This is a genomic window from Gemmatimonas groenlandica, assembly GCF_013004105.1.
Taxonomy (GTDB): Bacteria; Gemmatimonadota; Gemmatimonadetes; order Gemmatimonadales; family Gemmatimonadaceae; genus Gemmatimonas; species Gemmatimonas groenlandica.
This window is the reverse complement of sequence record NZ_CP053085.1, coordinates 2,492,937-2,518,171: the sequence shown is the minus strand read 5'-3', so window position 1 is coordinate 2,518,171 and position 25,235 is coordinate 2,492,937. Positions and strand designations below refer to the sequence as shown.

Below are 25,235 nucleotides of genomic sequence, written 5' to 3'. Positions count from 1 at the left end.
GGATTCGTGTTGCGGATCCTGCTTCGAAGTAAGCCCGGCGCACTCTAGGCACCGACTTTTTAGTCAGAACGCGCGTCATGGCACGGCGAATATCCGATGAGTGAGCGCGTGAGCATGCTGCCCGCGACATTAGCGTCACCTTGAGCGTCCGCGTGAAAGTAGTGGCCTTGCACGAACAGCTTGCGTGTATGTTGGCGGACCACGGGATGCAGATCTCGCGCGGCGAACAGAGCCATCTGCTCGTGTCGGACCAGTGATGCGCGTTGCTGGCTAAGACACCGACGCTGCTCGTGCGAGAAGAAAACTTCGCACCGCGACCTCGTCACTGAGGTGGATCGCACGATTGTACGCGATGTGCGCTTCAGGCGCCCGACCGGCGTGGGCAAGCAGGTGACCTCGAACGGCCCAGTACGGCTGGTAGTCGGTGATGTCGGCGTCATTCAGGCCGTTGAGCACCGTAAGTCCAATGTCCGGCCCGCGCGCTTCGCCGAGCGCGGCGGCCATCCCAACATAGGCGCCGACCGTCGGAGCGATCGCGACCAACGAGCCGTAAAACATCGCTACCGCATCCCAGCGGACGGGCGCGCCGAACAGTCGTTGCGCATGGACGCTTTGAATCGCTGCCTCGATTTGAAAGCGCCCCGGCGCAGTCAACGCGCTCGCCGTCCGTAGCGCACGCTCGGCCTCGGCGATCATCGGCGCGGACCAGAGCGAAACATCCTGCTGATCGAGCGGTACGAACGCACCCGACGACGAACGTCGCGCGGCGCGGCGCGATTCGCAAAAGAGCATCAGTGCCAGCAGGCCGTGCGCCTCGGCGTTCTCGGGCATGGTTTCGGTGAGTACGCGGGCGAGCCAAATCGCTTCTTCGGCCAGGCCGCGCCGCTTCGCATCGACGCCAAAGGCGTCATCCCACGCCGTTCCGTATGCCGCGTAGATCGCCTCCATCACCGCTTCAACGCGTTCCGGAAGTTCGCGGGCCGACGGAATATCGAACGGCACGCCGGCATCACGGATCTTCGTTTTCGCTCGGACCAGACGCTGCGACATCGCCGCCGGCGCGACGAGGAATGCCCCCGCAATGCGCGTCGCGTCGAGCCCGAGCACCGTTTGCAGCATGAGGGGCGTACGGGCGGCCTCGTCGATCGCGGGATGCGCGCAGCAGAACAGCAAACCGAGTCGCTCGTCGGGAAAGTCTCGCACGGCATCGGCCTCGCGTTGGGCATCGAGCGCGGCAAATTCGAGTGCCGGGAATGCCGCGTCGGCCGTGGCGCTTCGGCGCGACGCGTCGATCATTCGACGGCGTGCCGCCGTGAGGAGCCAGGCTTCGGGCTTTTGCGGCACGCCATCGCGCGGCCACTGATCGAGCGCCGCGAGAAAGGCGTCGCCAAGTGCGTCTTCGGCGGCGGCGAGATCGCGGGAGCGGACCGCGAGGAAGGCGACGAGACGTCCGTACGAATTGCGAGCGACCTGCTCGACGGTCTGCACGGTGTCCGTCATGGTGCGACCCGCTCCGGCACGATTCCCGGCCGACGACTTACTGCACCGACATGATCGGGCGAATCTCGACGACCGTGCCGCTGTCGACGCCCGGAACCTTCGCTGCCCACTCAAGGACCGGATCGATGCTCGTCACCTCGAGGATGAAGTAGCCGGCGAGCTGCTCCTTGGCGTCGGCGAACGGACCGTCCTGCACGACGCGCTTGCCGTTCGTGAATCGTACCGTCGTCGCCGTCGTTTTGTCTTGCAGCGCGTTTCCTTCGATCACCAGACCGCTCTCGTTGATCGACTTCGCAAAGGCGCTCCACGCCGCCCAGTACGCCGGCGCGTCGGCTGACGTTCGCTGCAAAATGTGGTGCTCGGGCTCGGCGAACAGCATCATGTACTTCATTGGAAACCCCGTGGTAAGAAAGTCTGCGGGTTCGGCCCGATGCCTCACCCGTGACTATGTCGGGCGAGGCGACGCGATTTCGACAGACGCCGGAATGTAGGGGAAATCTGCTGGTGCGGTGCTCTGGAGGCCCTTTCCATGAGCGGCGGCGCGATTCTTCGCCCGAGCGAGGAGGCTCGCTTGGTACGTCGAGCTGGATACATGGGTTCCTCGGGCGACGTTCCAGATATCCGAGACCGCCGGTGCGTGCCTTGATCCGTCCGCAGCAGGGCAGTAGGTTGCAACAATACCGGAGAGGGTTGTTCGTGCAATGCTCGTCCACTCGCCGGTTGGACGTCGCTAAGTCGTTGCCGCTCACATAGCTCAGTCGGCAGAGCACATCCTTGGTAAGGATGAGGTCACCGGTTCGATCCCGGTTGTGAGCTCTCTAGACATAACCCCGTAAACCGTTCTGGTTTATGGGGTTATTGTTTTTGGAAGTACCCGGGGCTCACGGCGATTTGCTTCTGGTGGCCTCTAACAGAGACCCGAATCTGCCGCTCTATCGTCGGATCAGCGCGGGATCAGGCTGCGCCGGCCGCGCCGCTACGTCATCGTGAAGAAGAACGTGGCGCCGTGCCCCGTCGCGCCCTCGGCCCAGATGTGGCCGCCGTGGCGCTCGATGATGCGTTGCACGGCGGCGAGGCCCACTCCTGTCCCGTCGAACTCGTGCGCCGCATGAAGCCGCTGGAACGGCGCAAAGAGGCGATGCGCCTGTGTCATGTCGAAGCCAGCGCCGTTGTCGCGCACGAAGAAGACGTCTCGGCCATCGACGGCCATCGTGCCGATCTTGATGCGTGCGTGCGCAGCCCGCGCCGAGTATTTCCACGCGTTGCCGATCAGGTTTTCCATGGCGGCGCGCATCAGGCTGACATCAACGTTGCAGCGTAGTCCGGGCGCGACCTCGACCTTCACCTGACGTTCCGGGGACGCGAGACGCAGGTTCGCCACGATTTCCTCGCACAGCTGCGACAGGTCGATCTCGGCGCGTTCGAGCGGCGCATTGCCCACCTGCGCAAGCGCCAACAAGTCGTTGACGAGCTGGGTCATGTACGACACCGAGCGCTGGATGCGGGCCAGGCTGTCCACGACTGGCTGCGGCAGATCGTCGCCCGCGCTCTTCGAGATGGCCGCGCAGTTCAGCGAGATCACTGAGAGGGGCGCGCGCAAGTCGTGGCTCACGGTGGCGTTGAAGGCCTCGACGTCACGCAATGAAGCTTCGATGGTGCGGGTGCGCTCGGCCACGCGGAGTTCGAGCGCGGCGTTGAGCTGCCGCACTTCCTCCTCGGCGAGCTTCCGGTCCGTGATGTCCTGACAGACGCCGACGAGGCGCGTGAGGGCGCCGTCGTCGTCGAGCACGGGATGCGCCCACGTATGCAGATACCGCAGCGATCCATCGGGGCGGAAGATCCGCTCGTCGTGCGAGTAAGCCACGTGCTCGTGGAAGACCCGGTTGGTCGCGTCGATCACCCGCTGCCGATCGTCCGGGTGCACCATGGCGAGGTAGGCGTCGTAGCTTGGGGTGTACTGCGCGCGCGTCAGCCCGTAGATCTGATAGAGCTCGTCCGACCACTCGGCGGTCGGCTCGCTGATGTCCCATTCCCACGTGCCTAGGTGCGCGACGCCTTGGGTATCGACCATCAGCTGTTCGCTGCGCCGGAGGCGGAGCTCGGCGCGCTTGAGCGCCGTGATGTCAGTGCCGATGCAGAGATAGCCGATGATGGTGTCGCCTTCTCGCAGCGGCGAAACCGTGTAGGTCTCCCACGCCCGCACGCCGCTTACACCGTGCTCACCGGAGTCAAAGGTGGCGGCCTCTCCAATGGCGAGGACCTGCGCCGAAAGGGAGACGAGGTGCCCCCTCGTCTCACCAGCGAAGAGCCCGGCGGCCGACGCGCCCACCGTGGCCGCTTCGCCCCAGCGCGCGCGGCCTGCGGCATTGACGTAGGTGATGCGGCCGTCGGCGCCAGCGGCGTACACTTGGTTCGGACTCGAGTCGAGCGCCCACGTGAGCGCGGCGGTCCGGGAAGCGGAAGGCGGCGAGCTCATGGCAAAGGTTGGGGCGTGGGATAGAAGGAAACTGCGAGTTGCGGTAGCCTCAGTGCGGGCGCGGCGCCGGTTCGATGAATAACTCGTCGACGTAACACCACCCCCAGTCTTCGCCGCGCTCAAAGCTCCGCATGACCGCGTGCGACGTCTCGTGAAAATGCTTGGTGGCGTGTTGTCCTGGAGACTGATCACAGCACCCCACGTGCCCACACAGCAAACACATCCGCAAGTGCACCCAACGGCCACCAGTCGCCAAGCACTCGGCGCATCCGTTGGGCGTACCGGGGGACACCGGCTGCAGCTGACCAAGATGTGTGCACGTGGAACGCGTCATGTGGTACTCCAGGGAAGCCGCATCCGAGTCACCGCAGAGGACCCAGATGCGCGTGGACAAATGAGACAGCCATCGCGCCTTCACCGACGGCTGAGGCGACACGTTTCACGGAGCCACTGCGCACGTCACCCACCGCGAAGACGCCGGGAATGCTCGTTTCCAAAAAGTGCGGCGCGCGACGCACGCGGCGCCAGGCGTCCGTATCCAGCGAGGAGGCGGAAAGCGCCGGGCCGGTCACGACAAACCCGGCGCGATCGAGCTCCACACAGTCGGTGAGCCAGGCTGTATGCGGCACCGCGCCGATAAAGATGAACAGCGCGCGGGCGGCGATGTGGGTCCGCTGACCGGAGAGCCGGCGCATGGTCACGCCGGCGAGTCGGTCAGTACCCTCGAGCGCGTCGATTTCGGTGAACGGATGCACGGTGACGTTTTCCAGTCTGGCGAGCCGCTCCACGAGATATCGCGACATACTTTTGCCGAGGTCATCACCGCGGATCACGATGTGCACGCGTCGCGCGTGGCGCGCAAGGAACACGGCCGCCTGTCCCGCGGAATTTCCGCCGCCCACCACGATGACTTCATCGCCGCCGCACAGCCTCGCCTCCATTTCGCCGGCCGCGTAGTACACACCGGCGCCTTCGAACTCCTGCAGACGCGCGATCTCCAATCGTCGGTACTCCACGCCGGTAGCCACCACCACCGTTCGTGCACGAATAAGTGATCCATCGCTCAACAACACACACTGTTGTCCGCCGTCCAGTTTCAAACTGACCGCCGTCTGCGGTACACCCAGCTGCGCACCAAACTTCTGCGCTTGCAGCAGCGCCTGCCGGGCGAGGTCGGCGCCAGAAATGCCAGTGGCGAAGCCAAGGTAATTCTCAATTTTGGAGCTGGTCGCCGCCTGTCCGCCCGGCGCAATCTCGTCCAGGAGCAGCGTTGAGAGCCCTTCGGACGCGCCGTACACGGCTGTGCCCAATCCGGCAGGACCGGCGCCCACTACGACGAGGTCGTGCACCGTATCGGTGGCGAGCCCACCGTCGAGCCCCATGTAGCGTGCGAATTCGGCCACGCTTGGGTTTCGCTTGAACTGACCGCCTCGTCCGATCACCAACGGGGTGTCGGCCGGCGCCACGCCGAGCTCCCGCAACAACACCTCCGCCTGAGTGTCGGACTCCACGTCCAGCCACGTGAACGGAATGGAGTTACGCATCGAAAACTCGCGGAGCGCATGGGCGGCCGGGGAGAAACGCGACCCGACAATCTTGATACCGGAGTAACCCTCACCCACCAGAATCGCCCGCCGCATGAGGAATGCGCTGAGCAGCGTCTCGCTGACGTCAGGCAGTTCGGCAATCACGCGGCGGAAGTTGTCCGGCGCAATTTCCAGAATGCGACCGCTGGCCCCCACGCGCGCGGTCACCAGACTGGCCCGCCCCGTCAGCAGATCCGCATCACCAACGAACTCACCGGGTTGATGCACCGTGACCATCTGGATCCGGTCGGGATACCCGCTCAGAATCTCCACCGTCCCGTCGAGCACCACCGAAAACGGATAGTGCGTGGCCCCTTCGGCAAACAATACATCGCCGGCGACGGTGGGGCGTTCGGTCCCCCAAGCACGCAGCGCCGTGATTTGGCTTGGCGTGAGTTGGGCAAATGCGATCTCTTGATCGTTCATTGATGCTCGGAGGATTGAGCCCGACGTCGCGGATGCCCGCTGTGCTACGCGTTGACCAAAAGATTGCGCCGCCGACAGCGAATCTCAACCAGCAAAGGGTCATGGAGGCTGCGGCCGGCTCGCAGCCGCATCGCTTCACGACTCATGCATTGACATAGGGGTCCGGGGTATCTCAATATAAATGTACGGCGCCCTCGCGCCGGTCCACGTATTTCCGGAACCATACGGATGACCGCTACATCGAGTCCGACCGCCAATCAGCCGGCGTTCGAGCCGCCCGACGAGAGGGCGCCGCACGATGCGTTGGCCGCGCCCGGCTGCGGCTGTGGCACGCACGACGAAACCGGCCGCAAGGCCGTCGCCGTCGACCCCGACACCAAAACCCGCAATCTCAAGCGATTGCGGCGCATTGAAGGACAGATCCGCGGATTGCAGAAGATGGTCGAGGACGATCGCTACTGCGCCGATATCCTGACGCAGATCTCGTCCGCGCATGAAGCACTACGCGCCGTCGGGCGTGAGCTCATGCGCAATCACCTCAAGCACTGCGCCGCGTCGGCCATCGCCGCCGGTGGCGCCGAGCGCGACGCCATGTACGACGAGCTGGTGGACATGATGTACAAGCACAGCCGGTGATGAACGTGACTATGCCTCGCCGCATCGTCGGCGCGATACGCGCGGCCACGCTGTGCGCGACCTTCGTCGCCACGCCCACGTTGGCTCGCGCGCAGTCACCGGTCACCGCCCTGCGCTTCGGCGCGATGGCCGATCCATCCGGGCGCACCACGAAGAACGTCACGATTCTCGTGCACGCCGATACGGTGCTGCGTGTCGGTACCGGCACCGCCATGATTCCGAAGGGCGCGACGATCATCGATCTGCGGCGCTACACGGCAATTCCCGGCCTCATCGATGTGCACACGCACATGACATTCGTGCGCGACAAGGCCAACCCGTTGGTGAACAGCGCGCGCTCGCGAGACTCCGTCATTGCCGCGGCCGCCACCAATTTGCGGCGCACCTTGGAAACGGGCGTGACGACCGTGCGCGATCTCGGGGCCAGCAACTACGCGGACATCGGCATCCGCGACGCCGTGAACAGCGGCGCGATGATCGGGCCGCGCATGTTCGTGGCCGGCTACGGTCTCTCCAACGTCACCACGCCAGTCACCACTCCAGTCACCACGCCGGCGGTGGCGGGTCAGCCGTCGCTCGCGTCACGCGGCCGTGTGCGCGATACACTGGAGATCAAAGAAGCAATTCAGGCGCAGGTCGACGCCGGTGCCGATTGGATCAAGATGTACGGATCCACCGGCACCTATGCCAACGTCACTGGCGTGCAGACGTTTACCGATGTGGAGATGCGCGTCGCCGCCGAAACGGCGCACCGCCTCAAGCGCCCGATCGCGATCCATTCCTACGGTGATTCTGGCGGCCGTGCCGCGCTACGTGCCGGCGCCGAATCGGTCGAGCATCCGGCTGGATTCGATGATGCGACGCTGGCCGAGTGGGCGAAACGCGGCACCATGTACGTGCCAACCATCGATCACAATCGCTTCTACGCCGAGAATGCCGCACTGTTGGGCTACTCGCGCGAACAGGTGGCCGGTCTCGATTCCTTCCGCCTGCTCAATCTCGAAACGGCCCGTCGGGCGCACCGAGCCGGCGTGCGATTCGCCATGGGATCGGACGCCGTGTACTGGATGTTCGGCGAGAACACCCGCGAACTCGGGTGGTTCGTGAAGGCTGGCATGACGCCGGCTCAGGCGCTGGCCACCGCGACCACGAATGGTGCGCTGCTGCTGGGGCAGCCCACCAAGCTCGGACGCATCGCACCGGGCTTCTACGCCGACATCGTGGCGGTAGAGGGCGACCCGCTGCGCAGCATCAATGTGATCCTGAACGGCGTGCGGTGGGTCATGAAGGACGGCCGGGTCGTCGTCGACAAGCGCTGACCGCCGCTCTGGTTTCGTGGTTTATTCGGGTTGCAATTCGAGGCGTCGGTGCAACCTGCTCTCAGCACGCGACTTGCGAGCGCGTCCGGGTCACACTACGTTGCAAGGCTCACCCCATTCGGGGGGAGATCCATCGGGGAGCCTGAAAATGGCTAAGCGCGCCCAGCGAATGCAGGCGGCGCACCCGGTGCAGAAGACGTCTGTGTGCTGTAGCACGGAGCCGGAACATGGCGCGCGAAAAGATCATTCTCGGTTGCACCGAGTGCAAAAACCGCAACTACTTCGTGATGAAGAACAAGCGTCTTCACCCCGAGCGGGTGGAGTGGAAGAAGTATTGCCCGCGCTGCAACGGGCACAAAACGCATAAGGAAACGAAGTAGAGATGACGGCTCCCGTCGAGGTTTCCCGTCCGGGACTCGGCACGCGGTTGGTCACGTTCTATCATGACGTGATCGCCGAGATGAAGAAGGTGACGTGGCCCGATCGCCCGCAGCTCCAGCAGGCGACGATCCAGATCATCATCTTCGTGCTGCTCCTTGGTGCGGTGATCGCCCTGGTCGATGTTGCGTTGCAGGCGCTGCTCGTGCGCCTGCCCGCGATGTTGCTCGGCCGCTGACCCCGCATATGTCCTTGTCGATGCTCGAGCACCGGTGGTACACGGTCCAGACCACGTCTGGCCACGAGAACAAGGTGCAGCGCTTGATCCAGCGAAAGATCGACATGGATCCGGCTACGCCCGAAGATCGCCTGATTCGTCAGGCGCTCGTGCCCACACAGGAAGTCGTGGAAATCAAGAACGGCAAGAAGGTAACGGTCGAGCGGAAGATCTTCCCGGGCTACGTGCTCGTGGAGATGGTCGCCAGCCAGGACACCTTGCACGAGGTCAACGCCATTCAGGGCGTGATCAAGTTTGTTGGGAAGGAAAAGGAGCCGACGCCGCTGCGTGACGACGAAGTCCGTCGTTTGCTGGGGCAGGCGGATCCGACCGAGGAAGCGCCGACACGTGAGGAGATTCCGTTCCTCATCGGTCAGGCGGTGGCGATCACGGAAGGTCCGTTCGCCGACTTCAACGGGACCGTCGAAGAGATCCTGTCCGACAAGGGCAAGGTCAGGGTATCGGTCAGCCTGTTCGGCCGGCCGACCAGTGTGGAGCTCGACTACCTGCAGTTACGCGGGTACTGAGTTCTTCGCCGGACGTCGCCACCACTCGACGCAAAACACCGTGGTAGCACGACCGCAGCGCCGGATGGTCCGGCCGCGGAACTTGCGATGAGGAAGACGCATGGCCAAGAAGGTCACTGGATTCGTCAAGCTGCAGATTCCTGCAGGCAAGGCGAACCCGGCGCCCCCAGTAGGTACGGCCCTCGGTCCGCAGGGTATCAACATCATGGGCTTCTGCAAAGAGTTTAATGCTCGGACGCAGGGCGGTGATATGATCATCCCGGTCGAGGTCACGATCTACGGCGACAAGTCGTTCACCTTCATTTTGAAGACTCCGCCGGCGGCGGAACTCATCAAGAAGGAGCTCGGCGTTGCAAAGGGCTCGGGTCAGCCGAATAAGGTGAAGGTCGGTACGATCACGAAGGCGCAGCTCGAAAAGCTCGCCACCGTGAAGATGCCGGATCTGAACTGCGATTCGATGGAGAGCGCAATCGCCATGATGGCGGGTGCCGCGCGCTCCATGGGCATTGTGGTCAAGGATTGAGTCTCATGGCACAGAACGGGAAGAAGTACCGCAGCGCGAGCGAGCGCCGCGAACTCGGAAAGCCCTATGAGGCCAGCAAGGCGATCGACCTCGTGAAGCAGATGAGCTTCGCGAAGTTCGACGAGACGGTTGAAGTCGCGATCCGTCTTGGCGTCGATCCCCGCCATGCCGATCAGGTGGTGCGTGGCACCGTCGTGCTGCCCGAAGGAACGGGTAAGACGATGCGTGTCCTCGTCATCGCGGCTGGTGCCAAGGTGCAGGAAGCGCAGGACGCGGGCGCCGATTACGTCGGCACCGAATACCTCGCCAAGATCAAGGAAGGCTGGTTGGACTTCGACGTGCTGATCGCCACGCCGGACCAGATGGGACAGCTCGGCCAGCTCGGCCGCGTCCTTGGTCCTCGCGGCCTGATGCCGAATCCGAAGGCGGGCACCGTCACGTTCGACGTGGCGAAGGCCGTCAAGGAATCGAAGGGCGGTAAGATCGAATTCCGCGTCGACAAGGGTGGCAATGTGCACGCCCCGATCGGCAAGGTCTCGTTCGGACCGGAGCAGCTCGCGACCAACCTCGCCGCGCTGATGGATACCATCGTTCGCTCGAAGCCGTCCGCGGCGAAGGGCGTGTACATTCGGAACGTCGCGATCTCGAGCTCCATGGGACCTGGCGTCACCATCGACACCACGCCGTACCGGTAAGAGGGAGACGCAACCATGAAAGCAAAGGCCAAGGCCAAGAAGAGCGATAAGCAGCTCCTCGTCGACGGTTTGAGCGCGAAGCTTGGATCGGCGCAGGCACTGTTTTACACCGACTTCACCGGTTTGAACGTGAAGCGCATGACGGATCTCCGACGCCGCCTGAAGAAGGCCGGTGTCGAGTACGTCGTGATCAAGAACACGCTGGCGCTCCGTGCGGTTAACGAGAGCGGGCTGGTGTCCCAGCGTCTGAAGGGCCCGACGGGGGTGGTGGTGGCCAAGGATGGCATCACTGCGGCCAAGGTCCTCTCCGATTTTGCCAAGGAGAACGATCAGCGGCCGTCCGTGAAGGGCGGGATCTATGAGGGCAACGCCGTAGACGAAGCGATGGTCAAGAAGTTGGCCTCGCTCCCGACGCGCGACGAAGCTCTGTCGATCTTCGCTGGCTACCTCAACAGCATCCCGATGATGTTTGCCCTCGCCCTCGACGCCCGCAAGACGCAGCTCGAAGGCTCCAACTAAGTCCCCAGGCGTTCGCCTGATCACACGCCCCAGGCTCCCTGGGGGGCATTTACGGAGAGTACGACCATGGCTAACACGACCCTGAGCAAGGACGAGATCCTCGACGCGATCGGCGCGATGAGCGTCATCGATCTGTCGGAGCTCATCGAAGCGTTCAAGACGAAGTTCAACGTCACGATCGCCGCAGTTGCGGCGGGCGGCGGCGGCGCGGCGGCCCCGGCGGCCGCAGTGGAAGAGCAGACGGAGTTCGCGGTCATCCTCAAGGAAGCCGGCGGCAAGAAGATCCAGGTCATCAAGGTCGTGCGCGAGCTGACCGGCCTGGGCCTGAAGGAAGCCAAGGACCTGGTGGACGGCGCGCCGAAGGCCGTGAAGGAAAACGTCACGAAGGACGAAGCTGCCGCGATCAAGGCCAAGCTCGAGGCCGAGGGCGCGACCGTCGAAGTCAAGTAAGGCTGTCGACCGATCGCCGTTTTAACTGCAGTTCCGTCGTTGTAACGCTCCTCCCCGGGGGAGCTGGTCACCGAAAAGTGACCGGCTCCGTCGGGGACGGAGCGCTTTGCGCCTCCGGTCTCGCCGGATTCGGTGCGCCCCGTACGCGGGTGAGCCCCTAAGGATATGATGAACCAGATCTCGTTCGCGAAGCTCGAGACGGGCATGGATATGCCCCATCTGCTCGACATCCAGACGCGCGCTTTTGAGTCGCTGCTCCAACTGGATGCTGCCTCGCAAGAGCGCGAGGATGTTGGCCTCGAGCGTGTTTTCAAGGACCTGTTCCCGATCTCGGACGTCCACGAGAATTTCTCGTTGGAGTTCGTTCGGTACAGCCTTGGTGAGCCCAAGTACTCTGTCGCCGAGTGTATCGAGCGCGACATGACCTACTCGGCGCCTCTCAAGGCCACGTTGCAGCTGGTCATCTTCGAGGATACCGGGGACGGCAAACGCCCCCGCAATATCATCGAGAAGGAGGTCTACCTCGGCGAGCTTCCGCTCCTGACTGAGTTGGGCACCTTCGTGATCAATGGCGCCGAACGCGTCATTGTCTCACAGTTGCACCGCTCACCCGGCGTCGTGTTCGAAGAGAGCACGCACCCCAACGGGCAGCGGCTGCTCTCGTCGCGCATCATCCCCTTCCGGGGATCGTGGGTCGAGTTCACCGTGGACATCCACGATGTGATCTACGTCCACATCGACAAGAAGAAGAAGTTCCCCGCCACGGCGCTCCTGCGTGCGTTCGGCTACGGCGAGAACCGGGACATCCTGCGCCTGTTCTTCGCCGAGCGCGAACTCGATCTCACGATGAAGCGTGAGACGCGTATCGAGCTCCGTGAGTTGCTTGGTGCCATCATCGCCGAGGACATCACCCTCGAAGGTGAAGTCACGCCCGATGACGCGCCGAAGGCCAAGACCAAGAAGGCCAAGGCCGAGCGCGAACGCGCCGAGGCCGAGCTGCTGGTGCGTGAGGGTGACGAGCTGACCGAAGAAGTGCTCAACCGCCTCGTGCGGCAGGGACTCGACAAGGTCAAGGTCTTCGCCTCGTACACGCAGATCGACCTGCGCGACGAACAGGACGCGATCGACCGCGGCGAGCGCGAAGTGCGCCGCACGCTGGCGCGCGACGTCGTCGATGCCGACACCGGTGAGGTCGTGGCCGAAAAGGGCACGGTGCTCGCCGATGCCGTCATCAAGCGTATCCGCAAGGCCGACCTCACCAAGGTGCAGGTCTTCGTCGCCTCCGGTCGTGCCGAGTCGACGTTGATCAAGAACACACTCGCCAAGGATCCGACGAAGCACGAGGAGGAAGCGCTCAAGCAGATCTACGCGCTCCTCCGTCCGGGCGACGCGCCCAACCGCGAGACGGCCAAGCAGGCGCTCGAGCGTCTGTTCTTCTCGCCCAAGCGCTACGACCTCGGTCGTGTCGGTCGCTACAAGATCAACCAGCGTCTGCGTCTCAACACGGCAATGTCGACCACCGTCCTCACGAAGGAAGACTTCGTCGAGATCATGCGTCAGCTCGTGGAACTCCACGAGGGCCGCGGCGATGTGGACGACATCGATCAGCTGGGCAACCGTCGTATCCGCTCAGTGGGTGAGTTGATCGCCAACCAGTTCTCCGTTGGTCTCTCGCGCATGGCGCGACTGGTCAAGGAGCGCATGTCGATCAACACCGATCCCGAGAAGATCTCGCTCGACGATCTCGTGAATGCGCGCACCGTGTCCGCCGTCATTCAGGCGTTCTTCGGCTCGTCGCAGCTCTCGCAGTTCATGGACCAGACCAATCCGCTCGCCGAACTGACGCACAAGCGTCGTTTGTCTGCGCTCGGACCTGGCGGCCTCACGCGCGAGCGTGCCGGCTTCGAAGTGCGAGACGTGCACTACTCGCAGTACGGTCGCATGTGCCCCATCGAGACGCCGGAAGGCCCGAACATCGGCCTGATCACGTCGCTGGCCTGCTACGCCCGCGTGAACGATCTCGGCTTCATCGAGACCCCGTACCGCATCGTGAAGGACAGCCGGGTGACCGGCGAAATCGTGTGGCTCGACGCGAACCGCGAAGAAGACGCGATCATCGCGCAGGCCAATTCGAAGCTCAATCCCGACGGGACGTTCGTCGATGATCTCGTGCTGTCGCGTAAGCGTGGAGACCTCCCGCTCACGCCGCCGGCCGACATCGACTACATGGACGTAGCGCCGGAACAGCTCGTGTCGATCGCCGCCGCGCTCATTCCGTTCCTCGAGCACGACGACGCCAACCGCGCGCTGATGGGCTCGAACATGCAGCGTCAGGCCGTGCCGCTCCTGAACCCGCGCACGCCGTTCGTTGGTACCGGTCTCGAAGCGACGGTTGCCGTTGACTCGGGCGCGGTCATCATCGCGCGTCGTCCGGGCATCGTGACCAGCGTGACGGCCGACGAAATCATCGTCGATGCCGGACTGATCGAGGGTGCGGTCGATTCCGACCGTCCGCTCGCCCGTCTCGGCCATCTCGATCGGTACAAGCTCAAGAAGTACTGGCGCACCAACCAGGACACCGCCATCAACCAGCGCCCGCTCGTGCGCATGGGACAGACGGTGGCCAAGGGTGAAGTGCTGGCCGACGGTGCCGCCACGGAAATGGGGCAGCTCGCGCTTGGCGCGAACGTCACGGTGGCGTTCATGCCCTGGTACGGCCACAACTTCGAAGATGCCATCGTGCTCTCCGAGCGCCTGGTGAAGTTCGACGTATTCTCGTCGATTCACATCCAGGAACTCGAATTGCACGTGCGCGACACGAAGCGTGGTCAGGAAGAAATCACGCGCGAAATTCCGAACGTCGCCGAAGAGTCGCTGGTCGACCTCGACGAGCGTGGCATCGTGCGCATCGGCGCCCAGGTGAAGCCGGGTGACATCCTCGTCGGCAAGATCACGCCGAAGGGTGAAACCGAGCTCTCGCCCGAAGAGAAGCTCCTTACCGCGATCTTCGGCGAAAAGGCCAAGGACGTGAAGGACAGCTCGCTCAAGGTGCCGCCCGGTATGGAAGGCGTGGTCATCGACGTGAAGATCTTCTCGCGTGTCGAAGACCAGGTCGTCGAAAAGGATCGTGGTGAGCGCATCGGTGAAGTGCGTCGTCTCGAGGGCGAGGAGAAGATCCGCGTCAACGAAGTGCGCGACATGGAACTGGCCGCGCTGCTCGATGGCGAAACCATCTCGCTGGCCCTCAAGGCCGGCACGGTGGAAGAGGCGATCGCCGCCGGCACCACCCTCACGAAGGATGTCCTGAGCGGCCTGCGTTTCGCGACGCTCGACCTCAAGACGTTCCGCGTGGAAAGCAAGAAGGCCAACGATCGCGTGCGCGAGATCATCGATGCCGCGAACGAAGAGAAGGCCCGTATCGAAGAGCGCGCCGAAGAGCGCATCGACCGCATTCTGCAGCCCGATGAGCTCCCGCCTGGCGTGATCCAGCTGGTCAAGGTGTATCTGGCCGAGAAGCGCAAGATCTCGGTCGGCGACAAGATGGCCGGACGCCACGGTAACAAGGGTATCGTCGCCCGTATCGTCCCCGAAGAAGACATGCCGTTCATGCCGAACGGTCGTCCGGTGGACATCGTGCTCAACCCGCTCGGTGTGCCGTCGCGAATGAACGTCGGACAGATTCTCGAAACCCACCTCGGGTGGGCCGCGAAGCTGCTCAACTTCTACGCGAAGACGCCGGTATTCGAAGGCGCGAACGAGCGCGAAATCGGCTTGCTGATGAAGCTCGCCGGTCTCCGCTGGGCGCGCGAAACGCTCGAACTCGGCGCGTCGTCGTTCGATGCCACGCCGCAGGATGTGCGTCATCTGCTCTCCGACATCAAGCCGGATCGTCGTCTGCCGGATAAGGTCGAACTGCTGGGTGATGCGAACCTGAACGACTTGTCGATGAAGGTCATGTCGGCCGAGACGAAGTCGCTGTTCAGCCGCGTGAAGGAGTTCGTGACGCAGGGTGCTCGTACCGTCGCCGAGCGTGAGCTCGAAGGCGTGCGTGCGTCGCTGGCGATCCACCAGACGGCCGAGGGTGAGGCGGATGCCGATCTCAAGGCGGGTATCGCGTCGCTCGAGGCCGAAGCGGCCATGAGCCCGGTGGAAACGCTCCTGCGCATCGGTCAGCCGGCGCTCGCCGCCGTGCTTGCCGGCAAGGATGTCGATGTCGATGCGGCGGGTTCAGAGCTCATCCGCTTGGCGGGCCTCACGCCCACCGGCAAGGTGCGCCTGCGCGACGGTCGTACCGGTGAAACGTTCAACGCGCCGGTCACGGTTGGCGAGATCTACGTGCTGAAGCTCAGCCACTTGGTCGACGACAAGATTCACGCGCGCTCGATCGGACCGTACTCGCTCGTCACGCAGCAGCCGCTGGCGGGTAAGGCGCAGTTCGGTGGACAGCGCTTCGGAGAAATGGAAGTGTGGGCGCTCGAGGCCTATGGCGCGGCGCACACGCTGCAGGAAATCCTGACGGTCAAGTCCGACGACGTGAACGGCCGGAGCCGTGTCTACGAGGCGATCGTGAAGGGTCAGAACCTGCCGGAGCCGGGTATCCCGGAATCGTTCAACGTGCTGGTGAAGGAACTGCAGGCGTTGGGTATCAAGGTCACGCTCGGCGCCAGCGATGGCACGGGCGTCGAGCTGATCGACGCCGGCGGCAACGGTAACGGCGGGGAGGAGTAATCATGATCGACTTCCGCAGTTCGCGCGAAGCCCGCGCGTCGGCGTTTGACTACATGTCGGTCCGTATCGCCTCACCTGAGGAGATCCGCGGACCGAAGGACCCCAAGGAGCGCGAACGGCTGGAAATGGCCGGCTTGCGCACCTGGTGGTCGTGGGGCGAAGTCACCAAGCCCGAAACCATCAACTACCGCTCGTTCAAGCCCGAGAAGGACGGCTTGTTCTGCGAGCGCATCTTCGGTCCGGTCAAGGACTGGGAATGCCATTGCGGTAAGTACAAGCGCATCCGCTATCGCGGCGTGATCTGTGACCGATGCGGCGTGGAAGTCACGCTCAGCAAGGTCCGGCGCGAGCGCATGGGTCATATCGAACTGGCCGTGCCGGTCGCGCACATCTGGTTCTTCAAGACCCTGCCATCCCCGATGGGCAACCTGCTCGACGTCACGCTCCGTGACCTCGAGAAGGTGATCTACTATTCGAATTACATCGTCATCGATCCGGGCTCGCAGGAAGTGCGTGAGCGCCAGCTGCTCGACGAAGACGAGTATCTGCAGCTGCGCCAGAAGGCCAAGGCAGACGGCGATGCGGCGTTCCAGTGCGACATCGGCGCGCCGGCCGTGCGTGAACTGCTCAAGCGTCTCGACGTCGATACGACGGCTGAGGAGCTGCGCGCGTCTGTGGTTGGCGAGACGTCGCAGCATCGCAAGAAGCAGATGCTGAAGCGCCTCAAGATCGTCGACGCGTTCCGCACCAGCGGCGAGGGCGGAGAAATCCGCAACCGTCCGGAGTGGATGATCCTCGACGTGATTCCGGTGATCCCGCCCGATCTGCGGCCGCTCGTGCCGCTCGACGGCGGACGCTTCGCCACGTCCGACCTGAACGACCTGTACCGTCGCGTCATCAACCGCAACAACCGTCTCCAGAAGCTCATCTCGCATCGCGCGCCGGAAGTCATCCTGCGCAACGAAAAGCGAATGCTGCAGGAAGCGGTCGACGCGTTGTTCGACAACGGCCGTCGCTCCAAGGCCATTCGTGGCCGTGGCAAGCGTCCGCTCAAGTCGCTGTCCGACATGCTCAAGGGCAAGCAGGGCCGGTTCCGTCAGAACCTGCTCGGCAAGCGCGTGGACTACTCGGGCCGTTCGGTCATCGTCGTGGGTCCGGAGCTCAAGCTGCACCAGTGCGGCTTGCCGAAGGCCATGGCGCTCGAACTCTTCAAGCCGTTCATCATCCACAAGCTGGTGGAGAGCGGAGAAGCCGAGACCGTGAAGCGCGCCAAGAAGATCGTCGAGCGTGAAAACGCGATGGTCTTCGAAGTGCTCGAAGGCATCATCAAGGATCACCCGGTGCTGCTGAATCGCGCGCCGACGCTCCACCGTCTGGGTATCCAGGCGTTCGAGCCGGTGCTCGTGGAAGGCAAGGCCATTCGTATTCACCCGCTCGTCTGCGCGGCGTTCAACGCCGACTTCGACGGTGACCAGATGGCCGTGCACGTGCCGCTCTCGTTCGAAGCGCAGATCGAAGCGCGTGTGCTCATGCTGTCGTCGAACAACATTCTGAAGCCGTCCGACGGACGCCCGGTGGCCGAGCCTTCACAGGACATCGTGTTGGGTTGCTACGTGGCGACGAAGGCGCCGACGAGCTTCGACAACATCACGATGAAGGACCCGGTTGCGGTCGCCAAGCTCCCGTCGATGACGACCATCGCGGAAGTGGAACTCGCGATCGCGAACGGCCGCGCCACGTACCAGACGCCGATCCGCTGGCTCGACAAGACGGACAGTGGCGTGACGTGGATCCCGACGACGACCGGACGCGTGCTGTTCAACGCGATCGTGCCGAAGGGACTGCCGTTCCTGAACAAGGACATGAAGAAGAAGGCCCTCGGCGAACTCGTCTTCCAGAGCTACCGGAATGCGGGCCTCGCGGAAACGGTGGCGCTGCTCGATCGCCTGAAGGAGTTCGGTTTCCGCAACGCGACGCGCGGCGGTGTCTCCATCGGTATCGAAGACCTGCACATCCCGAAGGAAAAGGAAACGTTGCTCAAGGAAGCGTCGGAGCGTGTCGAACGCTTCCAGCGCGCCTACGCGACGGGCAACATCACGAACGGTGAGCGCTACAATAAGGTCATCGATACGTGGACGCACGCTAACACGGACGTCGCCGACGCCATGGTCAAGACCATGCGCGAATCGCAGGGTGGCTTCAATCCCGTGTTCATGATGTTCGACTCCGGCTCTCGTGGTTCGCGCGACCAGATCCGTCAGTTGGCTGGTATGCGCGGCCTGATGGCCAAGCCGCAGAAGAAGCTCACGGGTGGTATCGGCGAAATCATCGAAAATCCGATCAAGTCGAACTTCCGTGAAGGCTTGTCGGTGCTCGAGTACTTCTCGTCGACGCACGGAGCCCGTAAGGGTCTGGCCGACACGGCACTCAAGACGGCCGATGCCGGTTATCTCACGCGTCGACTCGTCGACGTGGCGCAGGACATGACGATCCAGGAAGAGGATTGCGGGACGATCCTCGGCCTCGACACGGCGGCGCTGAAGGAAGGCGAAGACGTGATCGAGCCGCTGGCCGAGCGTCTGGTCGGTAACGTGGCGGCCGAGGATATCCTCGACCCCATGGAACGCGACGAGGCGGGACGTCCGCGCATGCTGGCTGAAGCGGGCACGCTGATCTCGGAAGAGACGGCGCAGCTCATCGAAGATTCGGGCATCGAAACGGTGAAGATCCGTTCCGTGCTCACCTGTGAAGCGAAGCGCGGCCTGTGCCGCATGTGCTACGGCCGCAACCTGGCTACCATGCAGATGGTGGATCTGGGCGAAGCCGTCGGCATCATCGCAGCGCAGTCCATCGGCGAGCCGGGTACGCAGCTGACGCTCCGTACCTTCCACGTCGGTGGTACGGCCTCGCGTATCGCCGAGCAGACGATCAAGCGCGTGAAGTACGACGGTGACATCGTCGAGTATGGCGATCGCCTCGTGTACGTCATCAACAAGGACGGAGACAGCATCGTCACGTCGTACGAAGGCGACGTGAACATCAAGTCGGCGAAGGATGGACACGTGCTCGCACGCGTTCAGGTGCCGCTCGGTGCCACGATGCTCGTGCCCAACGGTGGCAAGCTGGTTCGTGACGAAGACCGTCGCGACGCCCGCCTGTTCTCCTGGGACCCGTACACCAACCCCATCATCGCGGACGTCGAGGGCACGATTCGCTTCGTGGACCTCGTCGAAGACGAGTCGTTGTCGGAAGAGCTCGACGAACTGACCGGTCTGCGTCAGCGCGTCGTGATCGAAGACCGCGAGAAGAAGCTCCACCCGCACATCGAGATCTGGCAGTCCAAGGGCGGCAAGGAGAAGCGCGTGCGCGACTTCATTCTGCCTGTGGGTGCCATCATCACGATCGAGGATGGACAGGAAATCACGGCGGGTCTCACGATCGCCAAGGTCAGCCGCGAGGCGTACAAGACGCGCGACATCACGGGTGGTCTGCCGCGAGTCGCCGAACTGTTCGAAGCGCGTCGTCCGAAGGATCCGGCCACGATCTCCGAGATCGACGGCTTCGTCCGCTTCGGCGAGATCAAGCGTGGCAAGCGCGAGGTGTTCGTGCGCCCCGCCAGCATCGAGAACGGTCAGTGGATCGTCGACGAAGCGCAGGCGGAGCAGGTGTACGAAGTGCCGTCGGGCAAGCACTTGCGTGTGCACGAGGGCGACCGCGTGCGCGCCGGTGACCGTATCTCGGAAGGACCGGTCAACCCGCACGACATTCTGCGCATCAAGGGACCGCGCGCGGTGCAGGAGTATCTGCTGAACGAAGTGCAGGAGGTCTATCGCCTGCAGGGCGTGAAGATCAACGACAAGCACATTGGCGTGATCGTGAAGCAGATGTTGCAGAAGGTGCGCATTGTGGAGTCCGGCGATACCGAGATGCTCGAAGGCGAGCATGTCGATCGCGCCGCGTTCCGCCTGGGCAACGATGCGGCCAAGAAGGCGAAGATCCGTCCGGCAACGGCGGAACCGCTCCTCCTCGGCATCACGAAGGCCTCGCTCACCACGCAGTCGTTCGTGTCGGCGGCTTCCTTCCAGGAAACCACGCGCGTCCTTACCGACGCGGCCATTCGTGGCTCGCGCGACGACTTGCTGGGTCTCAAGGAGAACATCATCATCGGTCACCTCATCCCTGCCGGTACGGGTATGTACCGTTACCAGGAAGTGGATGTGGAATCGGATGCGCTCCCCGAGCCGGAACCGCTGCCGGAAGCACTGGAGCCGAACTTCGAAGCGTTGCTGCCGGCATTCGAGCCGAGCGCGTTTACTATGCCGGATCTGGAGTAGTCGCTGACGACGGATAGAAAAGGGCGGCCCGCAAGGGCCGCCCTTTTTGCGTCTGGCAACTGGCAACTGGCAACTGGCAACTGGCAACTCAAAACTGAAAACTCAAAACCCAGTACTCAGTACTCTCTGGTCTGAATTCAGGCGTCAGACTGGGTATAGTGGTCAGCGTTCAGCAACGAAAGTCCACAGTGCCGAGCGGGTTTCCTAGTCGATACTCTGCAGACGTTTGCGCAATCCGTACAGCATCATGCGGATTTCGCGACACTCATCGAGGAGTGGGTCGATCTCGACGTCGAACAGCGCCAACGCCTAGGCGAGGAGCATCTGCTGCTCGACTTCATTGGCGGACCCAATGGCGTGACCCACGAATTGCGCGAACTCGGCGCGCGTATCCTTCCCCGCGCCCTCGGCGATGTTGAGCGGAATCGACATCGATGCGCGGAGCATCTGATTGCGCAGGCCAGGCGACGCTCTGCCGATCAGCCGCTCCCGCCGCTCCACCGCGCGATGGAGGTCGACCGCAAGCGCGCGCGCCCGCGCGAGCACGAGGAGGTTGTTCGGATTGTTCGGCATAGAGCGAGCATACCATCCTCGCCAGCCACTGCGTGACCATTCGTACGCACACGATACCCTCGCCACGCCCCATTAAACCCGCTCGGCACTGTGGACTGTCGTTGCTGAAAGCTGACCACTATACCCAGTCTGACGCCAGAACTCTGAACACTGAGTACTGAGTCGTGAGTCGTGAGTCGTGAGTCGTGAGTCGCGAGTCGCGAGTTGTCAGTATCGAGTCAGTCCGGTTGCAGTCCCCGCGGCCTTCTCCCCCTGTTCACTTTCGCCGTGTCCAGCCACGCATTCACTTGCGTCGCCGCCATCGGAAAGGCCTTCCGCGGGTCCGCCGACGGCGCCAGCGCTTCCGACATGCGTGTGAATCGCCCATCGCGGACGTCGGTGAAAATCGTGAGGACGACCACCGAGTCACCGCGCGTGCTGACCATGCCGCTGACGACGTAATCGGCTCGCAATCCCCAACCCACGCTCATGCGGTCGGGCATGTTGCGTGTGGCGCGGTCGGTGAGTTCGTCGGAGACCACATCGTACTTGTCCGTCGGCAGCGCGGCCCGCACCTGGTTCGCGACCTCGCGCGTAACACCCATGAACTCGCGCTTGCCGGTCGCGTTGGAGTAGTTCGTCACGACCACGCGCACGCGTCCGTCGGTGGGCGGCGCCATCATCGGCGTCAACGTCATCGGGGCGCGGGGGACCTCGACCCGAGCGCCCTGCGGCAGGCGCATCATGGCGCTGTCCATGTGTAGGAGCGCGCGCGACAGCGAGTCGGCAAAGATGCGTCCGACTTCCGCCATGAGCAGCTCGCGGTCCACCGAGGTCGTCACGCCGTTCGCGCTGCGCACGAAGATGCGCGTTTCGGATTTGGGCGCGGACATGCCCGGATTGACGGCGGACGGCGCGTCGGTCGCCGTGGCCGCCGCACTGCGCTGTACCGTCGCGGTGGCGGCCTGTCGCTGAGTCACCGCGGCGGCGATCGCCAGCGATTCCGCTCGGGTGAGTACCACGGCGACCGGCATCGCGTTCGCGCCGTCGGTCAGATCGCGGTACACCGTGTCCACGCGCGCCGCTCCCGTTTCCGGCGGCGCCACCGACATCGCGCGCGCGCGATCCCCGCCCGGGCCCGCATCGCGCGCGTCGGGCATCGAGTCGGCCGCGGCAAGCTCGGCGTCGCCCTGCGCGTCTCGTTGCGCACGCTGAATGCGCTGCGCGGCCACGTAGGAGCCGACAGCGAGCACGATGCCGCCCACGAGCAGCGCGGCGCGCGACGCGACGCTGGAGCGCGGTCGGCGCATCGGCAGGGCCGGGCCGCTCGACATCGGCGGCAGCGCCTCCAGTTCGGCCAGCAGCACCCGCGCCGAGACCGGCCGCTTGTTCGCGTCCTTCTCGAGGCACTGCATGATGAGCCGCGACAGCGGCTCGGGAATGTCGGCGTACGAGAGGTGTGGCGCCGCCGGCATCTGTGTGAGCTGCGCTGCGAGCGTGGCCTGCGGTGAGGTCCCCGTGAACGGCGAGCTGCCCGTGAGCAGCTCATAGGCCAGCAAGCCGACCCCGTAGATGTCGACGCGGTGGTCGGCCGCCGGATCCGCCGCCAATTGCTCGGGCGCCATGTACGCCGGCGTGCCGATCGCCATGCCGGTGGTGGTGCCGCCGTGCACGGGAATCGAAGCGCTGAGTGCCTTCGCCACGCCGAAGTCCGTGACCAGCGCGTGCATGCCCGACGTCAGAATGTTGTCGGGTTTGATATCACGATGCACCACGCCGCGCTCGTGCGCGTAGGCCAGCGCGTCGACCACGTCATGCAGAATGCGCACGACATCGCGCGGCGCGAGACGCTTCGCCTTGTTCAGCGTACCGCGCAACGACTCGCCCTCGATGTACGGCATCGAGAACCACAGTAACCCGTCGTCGTCGCCGGCAGAGAGTAACGGCACGATATGCGGATGCTGCAATTGCGCCGCCAGTTGGATCTCGCGGCGGAAGCGCTCAACGTTCACGCCCGCCGCCAGCTCTGGTGGCAGCACCTTGACCACGACGCGGCGCTGGAGGGCGCGCTCCGTGGCCACAAAGACACGGGACATGCCGGCCCCGCCGAGTTCCCGTTCGATCAGGAACTCGCCGTCGAGGGCGCGTTGGAGTCGGTCTTGGAAGTCGCTCACGGCATTCTCACGGAAAACCAATGGTCCGGTGTGGTCACTGCGCGTCACCCTCCAGTCTACCACCGGAGGTGACTCGGGACCTGATTAGCGCACCTTCCTACCCTCAGGTACGTTACCCCAGTCCCGCTGTTAAGACACCCGAAGGAGCCGGCAGCGATGCCGCGGAGTCCCCAATGATTACGTCGAAACGTCTGCTGGCGATTCACCGCGATGCCGGGCGTCGTGTCTCGGTGGTGCTTTCCGCGGCTGTGTTGCTCGCCGCGATGACGGGCTGCGCAAGCAAGTCCGCCAGCAAGAGCGGGGACTTCGGAACCAGTAGCGTGCAGACGGCGGTCATTCAGAACGCGCAAGGCTCCGCCACCGGGATCAACATGGTCTCGACCACGGAGGTCAATAGCGTCCTGATCAACGCGCCCGTCGAGAAAGCCTGGGCGGCGCTGCAGGAAGCCTATGCCTCGCTCACGATTCCGGTCACCGAGTTGAACCAGCAGACGCGGACGATCGGAAACAACGCGTACCGGGTGCGCCGCCGGATCGGCGATGTGCCGACGATGCGGGCGCTGGACTGCGGCGGGGACTCGGGCATGCCGAACGCGGAAACCTACCAGCTCCTGCTGACGGTGAAGTCGCGCATCATCCCGAACGACGCCGGCGGGAGTGTCGTCCAAACCACGCTCGAGGGAACAGGGAAGAACGCCACCACGGCCGCCAGCAGCGACGTGCGCTGCTCGTCGATGGGCGCCTTGGAAAAGAAGATCGCCGACCTGGTCAAGGCCAAAGTCGCCGCCAAGTAGTCCGCCCGGCTCGCGGGAGCTTGCCGGACCCGGTTGACCCACCCGCCGACCCGGACTAAGCTTAGGGTTCTGTTCCGTGCCGCCGTGGCCTCCAGTACCTCTGGCTGCGGCGATCCACGTAGATGTCGGAGTTCGAACACCCGGCCGGCCAGGCCGTCCGGGCAACCATCCTAGAATGCCTACGATCAATCAGCTGGTCCGCCGCGCCCGTAAGGACGTGGTGGAGAAGTCCAAGGCACCCGCGCTCAAGAGCAATCCGTTCAAGCGTGGCGTGTGCACCCGCGTCTACACCACGACGCCCAAGAAGCCCAACTCGGCGCTGCGCAAGGTTGCGCGTGTTCGTCTCACGAACCAGCTCGAGGTGACGGCCTACATCCCCGGCGAAGGACACAACCTGCAGGAGCACTCGATCGTGCTCGTGCGCGGTGGTCGTGTGAAGGACCTTCCCGGCGTGCGTTACCACATCGTTCGCGGCACGCTTGACGCATCGGGCGTCAACGGCCGTAACCAGAGCCGTTCGAAGTACGGCACCAAGCGCCCCAAGAAGGGCGCCGCGGCTGCTGCAGCCGCCAAGGGAGGTAAGAAGAAGTGAGCCGCCGCAAAAGTGCAGTAAAGCGCACCATCCTTCCTGACGCACGCTACGACAGCCAGACCGTCTCGAAGTTCATCAACAACCTGATGATTCAGGGTAAGAAGTCCACCGCCGAAGGCATCTTCTATGGCGCGATGGACATTGTTGAGGCCAAGACCAGCCAGCCGGGCGTGGGCGTGTTCAAGCAGGCGTTGAACAACCTCAAGCCGGTGGTCGAAGTGAAGAGCCGCCGTGTTGGTGGCGCCACGTACCAGGTGCCGGTCGAAGTCCGTCAGGATCGCCGGTCCGCCCTCGCCATGCGTTGGCTCATCGGGTATTCGCGCGACCGTAACGAGAAGTCGATGGCCGAGAAGCTGGCCGCCGAAGTACTCGCCGCGAGCCGTGGCGAAGGCAATGCGATCAAGAAGAAAGAAGACACGCATCGCATGGCCGAAGCCAACAAGGCGTTCGCGCACTATCGCTGGTAGTCACACAGCCGGCACGATTATTTCAACTGCCTCGGGATATCCCGAGGCAGTTGTCGTTTCAGGGTGGGCATCGTCACAGGTTCGGCCGCGTTGTTTTACGCACGGCATGAAGCGTTGCCCGCCTGAAATGGCCGCGTCAACTTGATGTGGTGCGCTGCCTCACTACCGAGGTCGCGAAACGGCAAACCCGACGGAAGTCGGGGACGCAAAGCTCCGGGGCTTACACGTGGTCCGCCACGTCAGCCGGCCGAGTTACCGAACGAACCCGCTCGCGGAGTTGCA

At 63.8% G+C, this 25,235-nt stretch carries 21 protein-coding genes, 1 tRNA gene and 1 riboswitch; of the genes, 15 read left to right on the top strand and 7 right to left on the bottom strand.

The features are described from left to right. Positions 1–270: 270 nt before the first annotated feature. Both HKW67_RS10665 and HKW67_RS10660 read right to left on the bottom strand, forming a co-directional pair. Positions 271–1,500 (bottom strand): RNA polymerase sigma factor, encoded by a 1,230-nt coding sequence (locus HKW67_RS10665; RefSeq protein ID WP_171225365.1) that lies wholly within the window; start codon positions 1,498–1,500, stop codon positions 271–273. 37 nt (positions 1,501–1,537) lie between these two features. After that, entirely contained in the window at positions 1,538–1,891 is a 354-nt protein-coding gene (locus tag HKW67_RS10660; protein ID WP_171225364.1) for a YciI family protein, read from the bottom strand. A 352-nt stretch (positions 1,892–2,243) separates the two neighbouring features. On the opposite strand from HKW67_RS10660, the gene HKW67_RS10655 reads away from it, so the two are divergent. Continuing rightward, positions 2,244–2,316, top strand: a tRNA-Thr gene (locus HKW67_RS10655). Between the two features lie 160 nt (positions 2,317–2,476). Here HKW67_RS10655 and HKW67_RS10650 read toward each other — a convergent pair. From HKW67_RS10650 to HKW67_RS10640, 3 genes are read right to left on the bottom strand one after another with little or no spacing between them, the layout of a single operon-like run. Then, positions 2,477–3,976 (bottom strand): sensor histidine kinase, encoded by a 1,500-nt coding sequence (locus HKW67_RS10650; RefSeq protein ID WP_171225363.1) that lies wholly within the window; start codon positions 3,974–3,976, stop codon positions 2,477–2,479. Between the two features lie 49 nt (positions 3,977–4,025). Beyond that, a complete protein-coding gene (locus tag HKW67_RS22655; RefSeq protein WP_171225362.1) occupies positions 4,026–4,310 on the bottom strand; it encodes a ubiquitin carboxyl-terminal hydrolase 14 in 285 nt (94 codons plus the stop codon). A 28-nt stretch (positions 4,311–4,338) separates the two neighbouring features. Continuing rightward, the gene (locus HKW67_RS10640) at positions 4,339–5,988 is read right to left on the bottom strand and encodes an FAD-dependent oxidoreductase (RefSeq protein ID WP_206044688.1); all 1,650 of its coding nucleotides are present in this window, start codon (positions 5,986–5,988) and stop codon (positions 4,339–4,341) included. 228 nt (positions 5,989–6,216) lie between these two features. Here HKW67_RS10640 and HKW67_RS10635 point away from each other — a divergent pair, with 228 nt between their 5' ends. From HKW67_RS10635 to rpoC, 11 genes are all read left to right on the top strand, one after another. Continuing rightward, a complete protein-coding gene (locus HKW67_RS10635) occupies positions 6,217–6,624 on the top strand; it encodes a metal-sensitive transcriptional regulator (RefSeq protein WP_171225361.1) in 408 nt (135 codons plus the stop codon). Positions 6,625–6,635: 11 nt separating this feature from the next. Further along, positions 6,636–7,943 carry an amidohydrolase family protein gene (locus tag HKW67_RS10630; RefSeq protein ID WP_171227630.1) on the top strand — a complete coding sequence of 436 codons (1,308 nt, stop codon included), beginning with the start codon at positions 6,636–6,638 and terminating at the stop codon, positions 7,941–7,943. Between the two features lie 227 nt (positions 7,944–8,170). Further along, positions 8,171–8,323: a 50S ribosomal protein L33 gene (gene rpmG, locus HKW67_RS10625; RefSeq protein ID WP_171225360.1), complete on the top strand. Its 153-nt coding sequence runs from the start codon at positions 8,171–8,173 to the stop codon at positions 8,321–8,323. A gap of 2 nt (positions 8,324–8,325) precedes the next feature. Then, entirely contained in the window at positions 8,326–8,559 is a 234-nt protein-coding gene (secE, locus tag HKW67_RS10620; RefSeq protein ID WP_171225359.1) for a preprotein translocase subunit SecE, read from the top strand. 8 nt (positions 8,560–8,567) lie between these two features. Then, positions 8,568–9,125, top strand: coding sequence for a transcription termination/antitermination protein NusG (gene nusG / locus HKW67_RS10615; RefSeq protein WP_171225358.1), 558 nt, complete (start codon positions 8,568–8,570; stop codon positions 9,123–9,125). 100 nt (positions 9,126–9,225) lie between these two features. After that, entirely contained in the window at positions 9,226–9,648 is a 423-nt protein-coding gene (gene rplK / locus HKW67_RS10610) for a 50S ribosomal protein L11 (RefSeq protein ID WP_171225357.1), read from the top strand. Positions 9,649–9,653: 5 nt separating this feature from the next. After that, positions 9,654–10,343: a 50S ribosomal protein L1 gene (gene rplA, locus HKW67_RS10605; RefSeq protein WP_171225356.1), complete on the top strand. Its 690-nt coding sequence runs from the start codon at positions 9,654–9,656 to the stop codon at positions 10,341–10,343. A gap of 15 nt (positions 10,344–10,358) precedes the next feature. Continuing rightward, positions 10,359–10,862 (top strand): 50S ribosomal protein L10, encoded by a 504-nt coding sequence (gene rplJ, locus HKW67_RS10600; protein WP_171225355.1) that lies wholly within the window; start codon positions 10,359–10,361, stop codon positions 10,860–10,862. 66 nt (positions 10,863–10,928) lie between these two features. Continuing rightward, positions 10,929–11,312, top strand: coding sequence for a 50S ribosomal protein L7/L12 (gene rplL / locus HKW67_RS10595; RefSeq protein WP_206044686.1), 384 nt, complete (start codon positions 10,929–10,931; stop codon positions 11,310–11,312). 168 nt (positions 11,313–11,480) lie between these two features. Next, positions 11,481–16,040 (top strand): DNA-directed RNA polymerase subunit beta, encoded by a 4,560-nt coding sequence (gene rpoB, locus HKW67_RS10590; RefSeq protein ID WP_171227628.1) that lies wholly within the window; start codon positions 11,481–11,483, stop codon positions 16,038–16,040. A gap of 2 nt (positions 16,041–16,042) precedes the next feature. Next, positions 16,043–20,374 (top strand): DNA-directed RNA polymerase subunit beta', encoded by a 4,332-nt coding sequence (gene rpoC / locus HKW67_RS10585; RefSeq protein ID WP_171225354.1) that lies wholly within the window; start codon positions 16,043–16,045, stop codon positions 20,372–20,374. Between the two features lie 309 nt (positions 20,375–20,683). On the opposite strand, the gene HKW67_RS10580 is transcribed toward rpoC, so the two are convergent. Together HKW67_RS10580 and HKW67_RS10575 are read right to left on the bottom strand one after the other, a co-directional pair. After that, positions 20,684–20,947 (bottom strand): four helix bundle protein, encoded by a 264-nt coding sequence (locus tag HKW67_RS10580; protein WP_171225353.1) that lies wholly within the window; start codon positions 20,945–20,947, stop codon positions 20,684–20,686. A gap of 218 nt (positions 20,948–21,165) precedes the next feature. After that, entirely contained in the window at positions 21,166–23,100 is a 1,935-nt protein-coding gene (locus HKW67_RS10575; RefSeq protein ID WP_171225352.1) for a serine/threonine-protein kinase, read from the bottom strand. Between the two features lie 248 nt (positions 23,101–23,348). Here HKW67_RS10575 and HKW67_RS10570 point away from each other — a divergent pair, with 248 nt between their 5' ends. The 3 genes from HKW67_RS10570 to rpsG all read left to right on the top strand — a co-directional run bounded on the left by HKW67_RS10570 (position 23,349) and on the right by rpsG (position 24,953). Then, positions 23,349–23,894 carry a hypothetical protein gene (locus HKW67_RS10570; protein WP_206044685.1) on the top strand — a complete coding sequence of 182 codons (546 nt, stop codon included), beginning with the start codon at positions 23,349–23,351 and terminating at the stop codon, positions 23,892–23,894. Positions 23,895–24,069: 175 nt separating this feature from the next. After that, positions 24,070–24,486: a 30S ribosomal protein S12 gene (gene rpsL, locus HKW67_RS10565; RefSeq protein WP_171225350.1), complete on the top strand. Its 417-nt coding sequence runs from the start codon at positions 24,070–24,072 to the stop codon at positions 24,484–24,486. After that, positions 24,483–24,953 (top strand): 30S ribosomal protein S7, encoded by a 471-nt coding sequence (rpsG, locus tag HKW67_RS10560; RefSeq protein ID WP_171225349.1) that lies wholly within the window; start codon positions 24,483–24,485, stop codon positions 24,951–24,953. Before rpsL ends, rpsG begins: the two co-directional genes overlap by 4 nt. A 170-nt stretch (positions 24,954–25,123) precedes the next feature. Then, positions 25,124–25,213, top strand: a riboswitch (cyclic di-GMP riboswitch). Positions 25,214–25,235: the final 22 nt, after the last annotated feature.

Bases quoted from the DNA above. Each gene is read 5' to 3' on its own strand.
- HKW67_RS10665 (WP_171225365.1), bottom strand. From the start codon at position 1,500: ATGACGGACACCGTGCAGACCGTCGAGCAGGTCGCTCGCAATTCGTAC.
- HKW67_RS10660 (WP_171225364.1), bottom strand. From the start codon at position 1,891: ATGAAGTACATGATGCTGTTCGCCGAGCCCGAGCACCACATTTTGCAG.
- HKW67_RS10650 (WP_171225363.1), bottom strand. From the start codon at position 3,976: ATGAGCTCGCCGCCTTCCGCTTCCCGGACCGCCGCGCTCACGTGGGCG.
- HKW67_RS22655 (WP_171225362.1), bottom strand. From the start codon at position 4,310: ATGACGCGTTCCACGTGCACACATCTTGGTCAGCTGCAGCCGGTGTCC.
- HKW67_RS10640 (WP_206044688.1), bottom strand. From the start codon at position 5,988: ATGAACGATCAAGAGATCGCATTTGCCCAACTCACGCCAAGCCAAATC.
- HKW67_RS10635 (WP_171225361.1), top strand. From the start codon at position 6,217: ATGACCGCTACATCGAGTCCGACCGCCAATCAGCCGGCGTTCGAGCCG.
- HKW67_RS10630 (WP_171227630.1), top strand. From the start codon at position 6,636: ATGCCTCGCCGCATCGTCGGCGCGATACGCGCGGCCACGCTGTGCGCG.
- rpmG (WP_171225360.1), top strand. From the start codon at position 8,171: ATGGCGCGCGAAAAGATCATTCTCGGTTGCACCGAGTGCAAAAACCGC.
- secE (WP_171225359.1), top strand. From the start codon at position 8,326: ATGACGGCTCCCGTCGAGGTTTCCCGTCCGGGACTCGGCACGCGGTTG.
- nusG (WP_171225358.1), top strand. From the start codon at position 8,568: ATGTCCTTGTCGATGCTCGAGCACCGGTGGTACACGGTCCAGACCACG.
- rplK (WP_171225357.1), top strand. From the start codon at position 9,226: ATGGCCAAGAAGGTCACTGGATTCGTCAAGCTGCAGATTCCTGCAGGC.
- rplA (WP_171225356.1), top strand. From the start codon at position 9,654: ATGGCACAGAACGGGAAGAAGTACCGCAGCGCGAGCGAGCGCCGCGAA.
- rplJ (WP_171225355.1), top strand. From the start codon at position 10,359: ATGAAAGCAAAGGCCAAGGCCAAGAAGAGCGATAAGCAGCTCCTCGTC.
- rplL (WP_206044686.1), top strand. From the start codon at position 10,929: ATGGCTAACACGACCCTGAGCAAGGACGAGATCCTCGACGCGATCGGC.
- rpoB (WP_171227628.1), top strand. From the start codon at position 11,481: ATGAACCAGATCTCGTTCGCGAAGCTCGAGACGGGCATGGATATGCCC.
- rpoC (WP_171225354.1), top strand. From the start codon at position 16,043: ATGATCGACTTCCGCAGTTCGCGCGAAGCCCGCGCGTCGGCGTTTGAC.
- HKW67_RS10580 (WP_171225353.1), bottom strand. From the start codon at position 20,947: ATGCCGAACAATCCGAACAACCTCCTCGTGCTCGCGCGGGCGCGCGCG.
- rpsL (WP_171225350.1), top strand. From the start codon at position 24,070: ATGCCTACGATCAATCAGCTGGTCCGCCGCGCCCGTAAGGACGTGGTG.